The organism is Flavobacterium sp., assembly GCF_031537875.1.
Lineage (GTDB): Bacteria > Bacteroidota > Bacteroidia > Flavobacteriales > Flavobacteriaceae > Flavobacterium.
In genome coordinates this window covers 241,628-252,878 of sequence record NZ_JAVKNB010000010.1, presented here as the reverse complement: position 1 = coordinate 252,878, position 11,251 = coordinate 241,628, and the positions used below count along the sequence as shown (strand labels likewise).

Below are 11,251 nucleotides of genomic sequence, written 5' to 3'. Positions count from 1 at the left end.
CAAAACGTAAGAGTGAAGCATTTATTGTTTTTAAAAAAATTGACCGAATACTTTAGAAGCTTCATTATACGCACTTTCAAAACTCATCGGACTTAAATTAGTGGTGGCTTTTTGAGCCGTAAAATACGATAGTAATTTCTCCGTTGGCATATTTCCAGTCAAATGATTGGTGGCCATTGGGCATCCGCCAAAACCTTGAATGGCTCCATCAAATCGGCGACAACCTGCTTGGTATGCCGAATCAATTTTTTCAAACCAGGAGTCGGGTGTAGTATGCAAATGAGCACCAAATTCAATTTCAGGATAAGCTGGGATTAAATTAGAAAACAAATAAGCAATCGTTTCAGGAGTAGAACTTCCGATGGTGTCCGAAAGCGACAAAATAGTAACTCCCATAGCTGCTAATTTTTCAGTCCACTCTCCTACAATTTCAGTATTCCAAGGGTCACCATACGGATTCCCAAACCCCATTGAAAGATACGCGACTACTTCTTTATTTTTGGCATCTGCCAAATTCAAAATTTCTTCTAAACTAACCAAAGATTGTGAAATAGTCTTGTGTGTATTTCGCATTTGAAAATTCTCTGAAATGGAAAATGGAAAACCTAAATACTGTATTTCAGGAAAATTACAAGCCGATTCAGCTCCTTGTGTATTAGCAATGATAGCTAGCAATTTACTTTGAGTTTGTGACAAATCTAATTGTGCTAAAACTTCGGCAGTATCTTGCATTTGCGGAATTGTTTTTGGAGAAACAAAACTTCCAAAATCTATGGTATCAAACCCCACACGCAATAGTGACTGAATATAGGTCACCTTACTAGCCGTAGGAATAAAAGCCTTTATTCCCTGCATGGCATCACGCGGACATTCGATAATTTTTACTGTTTCCATAGCAATCAAAGGTAGCAAAAAAAGATAATCACAAAGGCAATTTCAATTGCAAAGATCGACCTTAAGCAATTACTTTCTTCTTAAAATTGCTTTATTAATCGCTTTGACTAAAGCAGGTCCTTCATAAATAAAGCCTGTGTAGAGCTGAACCAAACTGGCACCCGCTTCTAGTTTTTCAATAGCATCTTCAGCAGAATGAATCCCTCCTACTCCAATGATTGGAAAGGATTTATTGCTTTTTTCAGATAAAAATCGGATCACCTCTGTGGCGCGTTTTTCCAAAGGTTTTCCTGACAATCCACCCGCTTCGATTTTATTTTCAGATTGCAGTCCTTCGCGAGATAAAGTGGTGTTGGTAGCAATCACTCCAGCTATTTTAGTTTCGTTCACAATGTCAATAATATCTAACAATTGCTCATCAGTCAAATCCGGTGCAATTTTCAACAAAATTGGTTTCTGCTTTGGCTTAGCCAAATTCTTATTTTGTAAAGTTTGTAACAACTGTGTTAAGGGTTCTTTATCTTGTAAAGCACGTAAATTAGGGGTGTTTGGCGAACTCACATTCACCACAAAATAATCTACATAATCAAATAAAGCGTCGAAACAAATTTCGTAATCAGAGGTAGCTTCTTCATTAGGAGTTACTTTATTTTTTCCAATATTTCCTCCAATAAGTACTCCGTTATTTTTTTTCAATCGCAATACCGCTTCTTCAACACCGCCATTGTTAAATCCCATTCGGTTGATAATGGCGCTATCTTCTTTCAAACGAAACAATCGTTTTTTAGGATTTCCATCTTGTGCTTTTGGCGTAAGCGTACCAATTTCAATAAATCCGAATCCGAAATTAGACAACTCTTTATACAAAACAGCATTTTTATCAAATCCGGCAGCTAAACCTACTGGGTTTTTAAATTTCAATCCGAAAACTTCGGTTTCTAATCGACTGTCTTTCACTTCATATAAAGCACGAAAAAGACTTGAAAAACCTAGTATTTTAGAAAATATTCGAATAGCAGAGAAAGTAAAATAATGCACTTTTTCTGGATCAAAAAAGAAAAGTATCGGACGAATTAATTGCTTGTACATAGTTGTGTTTTTGTGTGTCGCAAAAGTAAAGAATTGTTTTCAGTAAAGAAACTTCTAGAATCAATTTTAGAAACACTCCTCTTTTTTGAAATTTTTTGCGAATTATTTGCCCAAAAGCACTAAAAACCACTCACAAACCTTGCTTATATTTTGTATGTGTTTTTTCAATACCCTATATTTGCAATCCTAAAAATAATTTAAAATGATTAAGATTACTTTACCCGATGGGTCTGTGAAAGAATTTGCGACTGGGATTACTCCTATGGACGTTGCAAAAAGCATAAGCGAAGGATTGGCTAGAAATGTAATTTCTGCTACATTCAATGGTACTACTGTTGAAACCACGACGCCTTTGACCACGGATGGTAGTCTTGTTCTTTTTACTTGGAATGACGAGGGAGGGAAAAAAGCATTTTGGCACTCTACTTCGCACGTGATGGCGCAAGTTCTCGAAGAAATGTTTCCTGGAATCAAATTAACTCTTGGACCTGCTATCGCCAATGGATTTTACTACGATGTTGATTTTGAAGAACATAAAATTACGGATGCCGATTTCAAAAAAATTGAAGATCGTGTATTAGAAATTTCAAGAGAAAAACACGAATTCAAATTGCGTCCTGTTTCAAAAGCTGAGGCTTTAGAAGTGTACAAGGACAATGTTTATAAAACGGAATTAATCTCCAATTTAGAAGACGGAACCATCACTTTCTGTGACCATTCTAACTTCACTGATTTATGTCGTGGAGGACATATTCCTAATACAGGTATCATCAAAGCGATGAAAATCATGAGTGTAGCTGGTGCGTATTGGAGAGGAGATGAGAAAAACAAACAATTGACTCGTGTGTACGGAATTTCATTTCCTAAACAAAAAGATTTAACCGAATACCTGGAATTATTAGAAGAGGCTAAACGTCGCGACCACAGAAAACTAGGAAAGGAATTAGAATTGTTTGCTTTTTCATCTAAAGTAGGACAAGGATTGCCATTGTGGTTGCCAAAAGGTGCTGCTTTACGTGATCGTTTAGAGCAATTCTTGAAAAGAGCACAGAAAAAAGCAGGTTACGAACAAGTGGTTACTCCACATATTGGTCAAAAAGAATTATATGTAACCTCTGGCCACTATGCGAAATATGGCGCGGATAGTTTCCAACCTATCAATACGCCTGCCGAAGGTGAAGAGTTCTTATTAAAACCAATGAACTGTCCTCACCACTGTGAGATTTATAATGTTCGTCCTTGGTCATACAAAGATTTACCAAAACGTTATGCTGAATTTGGAACGGTTTATCGTTACGAACAAAGCGGTGAATTACATGGATTAACTCGTGTAAGAGGATTTACTCAGGATGACGCCCACATTTTTTGTACACCAGAACAATTAGACGAAGAGTTCAAGAAAGTAATTGATTTGGTATTGTATGTTTTTGGATCATTAGGATTTGAAAATTTTACCGCTCAAATTTCTTTGCGCGATCAAGAAAATAGAGAGAAATACATTGGTACTGATGAAAATTGGGAAAAGGCAGAAAATGCTATCATCAATGCGGCAAGAGACAAAGGACTGAATACCGTTGTAGAATATGGAGAAGCTGCTTTCTATGGTCCAAAACTGGATTTCATGGTCAAAGACGCATTGGGAAGACAATGGCAATTAGGAACAATTCAAGTAGATTACAACTTGCCTGAGCGTTTTGATTTGACCTACAAAGGTTCTGATGACCAACTTCATAGACCTGTAATGATTCACCGTGCGCCGTTTGGTTCAATGGAGCGTTTCATTGCTATTTTATTAGAGCATACTGCTGGTAATTTTCCATTGTGGTTAATGCCAGAACAAGCTATTATCTTGTCATTGAGCGAGAAATACGAAATATATGCCAAAAAAGTTTTAGATTTGCTAGAAAATCACGAAATTCGCGCCCTAATTGACAACCGAAATGAAACAATCGGGAAGAAAATTAGAGATGCTGAAATGCAAAAAACGCCTTTCATGCTGATTGTAGGTGAAGAAGAAGAAAAAAACGGTACAATTTCTATTCGCCGTCACGGTCAAGAAGGAAAAGGAAATATAACAGTTACGATAGAGGAATTTGCCGCTATTGTTACCGAAGAAATCAACAAAACATTAAAAGTATTTACAGTTTAACTTAAATTATAAAGTCATAGCAATAAGAAGCAACAGAGGTTACCAACCTCGCGTAGAAAAGAAAGATGCACACCGAATTAATAATTTTATTCGTGTACCAGAAGTACGTCTTGTAGGTGAAAATATTGAGCCTGGAGTTTTTAAAACTGCAGATGCTTTGAAATTAGCTGACGAATTTGAACTGGATTTAGTTGAAATTTCGCCAAATGCAGAACCGCCCGTTTGTAAAATCATGGACTACAAAAAGTTTGTCTATGAACAAAAGAAACGTGAGAAGGTTTTGAAAGCAAAATCAACACAAGTGGTGATTAAAGAAATTCGTTTTGGTCCTCAAACTGATGAGCATGATTACGAATTCAAAAGAAAAAATGCTGAAAAATTCTTGAAAGAAGGATCTAAATTGAAAGCTTTTGTATTCTTTAAAGGACGTTCAATCATCTATAAAGATCAAGGTCAAATCTTATTATTGCGTTTGGCTACTGATTTAGAAGAATTTGGTAAAGTTGAAGCGATGCCAGTTCTTGAAGGAAAGAGAATGATTATGTTCATTGCTCCTAAGAAAAAGAAATAGTAATTAGGCATAAGCCAACAGGCAAAATTTTTAAAACTAATGGCCGATGGCTAATGGCTAATCACTCAAAAATAGTAAGTAAGATAAATTAAAAACACTAGGAAAAAATGCCTAAAATGAAAACCAAATCTAGCGCCAAGAAACGTTTTAAAGTTACTGGTTCTGGAAAGATTAAAAGAAAGCATGCTTTTAAAAGTCACATCTTGACTAAAAAATCTAAAAAACGTAAATTAGCTTTGACTCACTCAGCGTTAGTTCACCCAACAGATGAAAAAAGCATCAAACAACAATTAAGAATTATCTAAATAGTTGATTGTTGAAAGTTACTAGTTGATGGATTTTCCGACAACCAATAACCGACAACCAAAAACTATTGTATTCTTTAGGTTAAAAACAATTTAATAACCTTGGAGTATGGCCTTAAGTTCCCTTGATTAAATTCGGGACGCCTGCTACAAAAAAACAGTAAAATTATGCCAAGATCGGTAAACTCAGTTGCTAAAAGAGCAAGAAGAAAAAAAATAATGAAGCAAGCCAAAGGTTTCTTTGGTAGACGTAAAAACGTTTGGACAGTTGCTAAGAACGCGGTAGAGAAAGCAATGTGCTACGCTTACCGTGACAGAAAAGTGAATAAAAGAAATTTCCGTGCTTTATGGATTCAACGTATCAACGCTGGAGCTCGTTTAGAAGGAATGTCTTATTCTCAATTCATGGGAAAAGTTAAAGCTAACAATATCGAATTGAACCGTAAAGTTCTTGCTGATTTAGCTATGAACCACCCAGAAGCTTTCAAAGCAATACTTAATAAAGTAAAATAAACGTTTTATCAACTCAATTTAGATTACTTACTTATAGAGAAACCTCAATCGAAAGATTGGGGTTTTTTGTTATTTTTGATTTCATAAACCAATTATCTCAATGAGAAAGCTATTTACGCTACTACTACTTTGTATAACTTCTTTTGGCTTTAGCCAAATCAAAATGATTTCTTGGAATTTAGAAAATTTTGGGAAGTCAAAATCCGATGCTGCTATTAGCTTTATGGCTAATGTTATAAAGGAATATGATATTGTAGCAATTCAAGAAGTGGTAGCCGGATATGGCGGTGCTCAGGCGGTTGCCAAACTGGCTGACGAACTCAACCGTAAGGGAAGTAAATGGGAATATACCATTAGTGACCCAACTACAAGTACTCCCAATAAAACCGAACGCTATGCCTTTATCTGGAAAACAGCACCGCTTAAGAAAATAGGAAAAGCTTGGCTCGAAAAAAAGTATGCATCAGCCATAGAGCGCGAACCTTATTTATGCACTTTTGAATACCACAATAAACAATTTACAGCTGTATCCTTTCACGCTATCACCAAAACTAAACAACCTGAAAAAGAAATTAAATATTTTCAATTCTTCCCTTTAGAATATCCTACGTTGAACTTGATATTTACAGGTGATTTCAATTGTCCACAATCCCACTCTGTTTTTGTGCCTTTACGAAAAACAGGAGTTACTTCTGCTTTGGTCAACCAAAAAACATCTTTGAAACGCAGTTGCAAAAATGGCGAATGCCTTGCCTCTGAATTTGATAATATGTATTTCTCGAAATCAAAAATCAGGAAACTCAATTCGGGAGTAGTTACTTTTTACCAAAACTTCCCGTCGCTAAAGGAAGCTAGAACCGTTTCAGACCACTGCCCTATTTGGATGGAGTTTAGTTTGAATTGATAGTTTAAAACTAAACACTATGTAAAAACACTTCGGCTGGAATACTAAAATAGTTCTTGAGCTTTTGTGCCATTTTTAAAGTGATTTCGCGTTTACCTGAAAGGATTGATGAAACATGACCTTTACTTCCTATAATAGGTTCTAGGTCTTTGGCTTTCAACCCCATTTCTTCCATTTTGTATCTAATTACTTCTAAAGCATCTAACTCTGGTAGCTCATAGTGTTTGTCATCATAATCTTTAACCAAAACCAATAACAATTCTAACTCATCACCTTCTTTGGTATTCGGTGCGGCATGGAATAGCTCCATCAATCGTAAAGACGCTTTACTGTAATCTTCTTCTGTTTTTAATACCTTCCAGTTCATTGTTATTATTTTTTATAAGCTAAAATTGCTGTATCAAAGGCAACCGTTTCAACATTAATCTTGTCATATTCTGCATGTGTTCCAAACCAAATTACATAACAAGCAGTTTGTACAAAATTGATAGCTACTACCAATCTAAAGTCATTTCCTTTAATATTGAAAACGACCCTTTCATTATTGATAACACTTGCATTCCCATAAACCCGTTTAAGTTCATTAAAATTATGAAACTCTAATTTGGAAAACTCATTAAACCAAATTAATAATTGTGTTTTTGCTAATGGGTATTTATCAATGTAAAATAAAACCGTTTTCTTTACAAGAATTTTCATAGGGGCAAATTTAATACAAAAGTTTGCAAAATGCAAACTTTTTGTTTTGTGATGTAATACTAATTTTACGTCTTCTGCTTTTTCTTCTTAGCAGCAGGAAATAAAACATTGTTTAAAATCAATCGATAGCCTGGCGAATTCGGATGTAAATCCAAAACCGTTGGAGGATCGCCTACTTGGTGCTGGAAATCTTCGGGATCGTGACCAGAATAAAACGTGAACATTCCTTTCCCTTTTTGACCGTGAAGATAACGCACTTCGCTATTCAACTCACAACTTCCTAAAACCAAGATATTAGATTTGATTAGATTCGAATCAAAAGCGGTGGTTTGCCCCATAAATCCTTTGACTAACTGAGTATGGTTTTGACACAACATACTTGGAATCGGGTCCCATTTAGCTGAAAACTCCATTAAGGTAAAGTAATCCTTATCTGGAGGAATTTGACGCTTTAACGTCATGTCGATATCCGAAAACTCATATTGTTCCGGTCTACGTTCCAAAGTAAAATCTTTAAACGCAAACGAGTTAGTGTAATTTAATTTGGATTGGTAACTGGCTTCACTTGCGTCTCCGTCAAACATGGCTTCGCAAATATCCAACCCTTCCGCTGCTAACGCAATATCAAAACTATCTGTTGCAGAACACATGGCAAACATAAATCCCCCACCGATAACAAAATCACGGATTTTTTTGGCTACTGCCCCTTTTTCTTGTGCTACTTTGGAAAACCCTAATTGTTGCGCTAAGGCTTCGGCTTGTTTCTTTTGTTCTATGTACCAAGGTGCATTGCGATACGCTCCGTAAAATTTTCCGTATTGTCCCGTAAAATCTTCGTGATGCAAATGCAACCAATCGTATAAAAGCAATTGGTCTGACAACACTTCTTGATCGTAAATGGGTGTGAAAGGAATCTCCGCATAAGTCAATACCAAAGTCACTGCATCATCCCAAGGCTGTTTCCCTTTAGGAGTATACACAGCAATTTTCGGTGCTTTTTCTAATAAGACCGATTCCATATTTTGTGATGGACTCGAAATTTCATTCAAAATAGATTCTTGTTCTCCATCCGAAAGGATCTCAAAACTCACTCCGCGAATTTGACATTCTTTACGAATTTCATCCGCATCGGGTAACAAAAAAGAACCTCCACGATAATTGAGCAACCAATGCGCTTTGTAGTTTTTATCCAAACACCAATAGGTAATACCATACGCCTTCAAATGATTTTGTTGACTGGTTTCGTCCATTGGCAACAAAATAAAAGAAGCCTTCCCTGAAAAAGAAATCAGGAACAGCAATAGCAAAACTATTTTATTGAAGGACATGGTGTTTTTATTTCAAAGATAATTGGTTTCATAAAAAAATCCGCTTCATAGCGGATTTTAATTTATTTTCTAAAATGGAACATCACTGTCCTCATCGTCATCATTTAGATTACTGCCGAAGGCTTCATTAGCCGATGGTAGGTTTTTAGTAATAAACGGATTATCATCACTATTCATACTTGAAGGCAAATCGTCGTAACTACCTGAATAATCATCTAAATTATCAAATTTACCTAAGTGACCAATAAATTTCAACCGTACATTTTCGATACTACCATTACGGTGCTTGGCAATCATAATCTCGGCTTGACCCGCTGTTGGCGAAGCTTCATCATCATCCCATTCGTCAATTTTATAATATTCAGGACGGTATAAGAACGAAACGATATCGGCATCTTGCTCAATCGCTCCCGATTCACGTAAGTCAGACAACAAAGGTCTTTTACTTGAACCACGAGTTTCCACCGCACGTGATAATTGAGAAAGTGCGATAACCGGAACATTCAATTCTTTAGCTAATGCTTTTAAATTTCGCGAAATCGTTGAAATTTCTTGCTCTCTATTTCCGCCGCCTTTTCCGTTTCCTCCAGCAGTCATCAATTGCAAATAATCCACAATAATGATTCGGATACCATGCTGAGATACTAGACGTCTTGCTTTCGCTCTTAAATCAAAAATAGAAAGTGACGGTGTATCATCAATGTATAAAGGAGCTTTTTCAAGGTTTTTTACTTTGGTACTTAATTGCTCCCATTCGTGTTTTTCTAATTTACCTGTACGCAATTTTTCTGAAGATAAACCTGTTTCGGAAGAAATCAAACGGGTAATTAATTGTACCGAAGCCATCTCCAAAGAGAATAACGCTACAGGCATTCCAAAATCAATTGCCATATTACGTGCCATAGACAATACAAATGCCGTTTTCCCCATTGCTGGTCTAGCGGCAATAATAATCAAATCGCTGGGTTGCCAACCCGAAGTAATCTTATCTAATTTTTCAAAACCAGTAGCCACCCCACTTAAACCTTCTTGACCCGCAATCTCTTCAATTCGTTTCTTGGCTTGTAAAACTAAACTCTGTGCCGTTTCAGAACTACGTTTGATATTTCCTTGCGTTACTTCATACAATTTAGACTCGGCTTTGTCTAACAAATCAAAAACGTCGGTCGTTTCATCATACGATTCTTCAATAATTTCAGATGAAATTCGAATCAAACTACGTTGAATAAATTTTTGTAGAATAATTCTAGAGTGAAACTCAATATGGGCAGAAGAGGAAATTTTCTGTGTTAATTGAATCAAATAGAAATCGCCTCCTGCAAGATCTAACTTTCCATTTTTCTTTAGCTGAGCGGATACCGTTAATAAGTCAATAGGCTGCGTTTCAACAAAAAGCTGAACAATCGCTTCAAAAATATATTTGTGTGCATCTTTGTAAAAGGCATCGGCTTGTAAAATATCAATAACTTCATCTACTCCTTTTTTGTCAATCATCATGGCACCCAATACCGCCTCTTCTAGGTCCAATACCTGTGGTGGTAATTTCCCTTTTTCGAGATTAATGATAGTGGCTTTATCGACCTTAACAGGCGCTATATTTCTAAAATTTTCCATGTAGCGAAAATAAGAAAAATTAAAAAATAGTCCACAACGACTTATTACAAAATATTGTTGATAACTAACTATTTTTTGTTTATAAGTCAAAAAAAATCCGAAACCATAAGGCTTCGGATTTGATATTGATTTGTAAGATAATTAGTCTTTAAAATGTCCCATCGCAAGGTATTTCTCATATCTTTGGGCTAATAATTCTTCTGTTGATAAGTCTTTCAACTCATTGTATCCCTTCATGATGTATTGTTCCACCGTTTTGAAAGTGCTTTCTCTATCGAAATGAGCTCCACCTAATGGTTCTGGAATAATATCATCAATTAATTTTTGCTTTTTCATATCGGAAGAAGTCAGTTTCAACGCTTCGGCAGCTTGTTCTTTGTATTCCCAACTTTTCCAAAGAATAGACGAACAAGATTCTGGAGAAATTACAGAATACCAGGTATTTTCTAACATATACACTCGGTCACCAACACCAATCCCTAAAGCTCCTCCTGAAGCACCTTCCCCCACAATAATAGTGATTACTGGTACTTTCAGACGAACCATTTCAAAGATATTTCTAGCAATTGCTTCTCCTTGTCCGCGTTCTTCAGCTTCTAAACCTGGATATGCTCCCGGAGTATCGACTAAAGTCACCACAGGAATACCGAATTTTTCAGCCATTTTCATCAAACGCAACGCTTTTCTATATCCTTCTGGATTAGCCATCCCAAAATTTCGGTATTGACGTGTCTTAGTGTTGTATCCTTTTTGTTGACCAATAATCATAAACGATTGACCCGCAATTTTTCCTAAACCACCCACCATTGCTTTGTCATCTTTAAAACCACGATCTCCGTGTAATTCTAAAAAAGTATCTCCGCAAAGCGCGTTGATATGATCCAACGTATACGGTCTGTTAGGGTGTCTTGACAGTTGAACACGTTGCCAAGCTGTTAGATTTTTGTATATATTACGTTTAGTTTCTTCTAACTTTTTATTGATTTGTTTGCACGTATTGGTCACATCAACATCTGATTCTTTCCCAATAACAACACATTTTTCTAACTGATCTTCTAATTCTTTGATAGGAAGCTCAAAATCTAAATATTCCATAGGAGTTACTGTGTTATTTATTTTTTCGATTAGAACTGCAAATATAAAAATTTAATATCGTTTGACAGTCTATATTTTCTAATTATGTGT

General features: G+C 36.0%; 12 protein-coding genes. 5 read left to right on the top strand and 7 right to left on the bottom strand.

The annotated features are described in order from the left end of the window. Positions 1-30: 30 nt before the first annotated feature. Positions 31-894 carry a hydroxymethylglutaryl-CoA lyase gene (locus RMR09_RS06360; protein ID WP_310594958.1) on the bottom strand — a complete coding sequence of 288 codons (864 nt, stop codon included), beginning with the start codon at positions 892-894 and terminating at the stop codon, positions 31-33. A gap of 69 nt (positions 895-963) precedes the next feature. Further along, on the bottom strand, positions 964-1,983 hold the full coding sequence (locus RMR09_RS06355; protein WP_310594957.1) for a quinone-dependent dihydroorotate dehydrogenase: 1,020 nt from the start codon (positions 1,981-1,983) through the stop codon (positions 964-966). 202 nt (positions 1,984-2,185) lie between these two features. On the opposite strand from RMR09_RS06355, the gene thrS reads away from it, so the two are divergent. The 5 genes from thrS to RMR09_RS06330 all read left to right on the top strand — a co-directional run bounded on the left by thrS (position 2,186) and on the right by RMR09_RS06330 (position 6,425). Further along, positions 2,186-4,132 carry a threonine--tRNA ligase gene (gene thrS, locus RMR09_RS06350; protein WP_310594956.1) on the top strand — a complete coding sequence of 649 codons (1,947 nt, stop codon included), beginning with the start codon at positions 2,186-2,188 and terminating at the stop codon, positions 4,130-4,132. Positions 4,133-4,148: 16 nt separating this feature from the next. Further along, positions 4,149-4,703: a translation initiation factor IF-3 gene (infC, locus tag RMR09_RS06345; RefSeq protein WP_409070959.1), complete on the top strand. Its 555-nt coding sequence runs from the start codon at positions 4,149-4,151 to the stop codon at positions 4,701-4,703. Between the two features lie 107 nt (positions 4,704-4,810). Next, positions 4,811-5,008, top strand: coding sequence for a 50S ribosomal protein L35 (gene rpmI / locus RMR09_RS06340; protein ID WP_136151968.1), 198 nt, complete (start codon positions 4,811-4,813; stop codon positions 5,006-5,008). Positions 5,009-5,176: 168 nt separating this feature from the next. Further along, the gene (gene rplT / locus RMR09_RS06335; protein WP_024982755.1) at positions 5,177-5,521 is read left to right on the top strand and encodes a 50S ribosomal protein L20; all 345 of its coding nucleotides are present in this window, start codon (positions 5,177-5,179) and stop codon (positions 5,519-5,521) included. A 100-nt stretch (positions 5,522-5,621) separates the two neighbouring features. Continuing rightward, complete coding sequence (locus tag RMR09_RS06330; RefSeq protein ID WP_310594955.1) at positions 5,622-6,425, top strand: endonuclease/exonuclease/phosphatase family protein; 804 nt, start codon at positions 5,622-5,624, stop codon at positions 6,423-6,425. 10 nt (positions 6,426-6,435) lie between these two features. Here RMR09_RS06330 and RMR09_RS06325 read toward each other — a convergent pair whose 3' ends face one another. From RMR09_RS06325 to RMR09_RS06305, 5 genes are all read right to left on the bottom strand, one after another. After that, on the bottom strand, positions 6,436-6,792 hold the full coding sequence (locus RMR09_RS06325; RefSeq protein ID WP_310594954.1) for a helix-turn-helix domain-containing protein: 357 nt from the start codon (positions 6,790-6,792) through the stop codon (positions 6,436-6,438). A gap of 5 nt (positions 6,793-6,797) precedes the next feature. Then, positions 6,798-7,124 (bottom strand): type II toxin-antitoxin system HigB family toxin, encoded by a 327-nt coding sequence (locus tag RMR09_RS06320; RefSeq protein ID WP_310594953.1) that lies wholly within the window; start codon positions 7,122-7,124, stop codon positions 6,798-6,800. A 65-nt stretch (positions 7,125-7,189) separates the two neighbouring features. Further along, entirely contained in the window at positions 7,190-8,452 is a 1,263-nt protein-coding gene (locus tag RMR09_RS06315; RefSeq protein WP_310594952.1) for an asparagine synthetase B, read from the bottom strand. 69 nt (positions 8,453-8,521) lie between these two features. After that, positions 8,522-10,066 carry a replicative DNA helicase gene (gene dnaB / locus RMR09_RS06310; protein ID WP_310594951.1) on the bottom strand — a complete coding sequence of 515 codons (1,545 nt, stop codon included), beginning with the start codon at positions 10,064-10,066 and terminating at the stop codon, positions 8,522-8,524. A 141-nt stretch (positions 10,067-10,207) separates the two neighbouring features. Beyond that, positions 10,208-11,161, bottom strand: a complete 954-nt coding sequence (locus RMR09_RS06305; protein WP_296685454.1) for an acetyl-CoA carboxylase carboxyltransferase subunit alpha — start codon at positions 11,159-11,161, stop codon at positions 10,208-10,210. Positions 11,162-11,251: the final 90 nt, after the last annotated feature.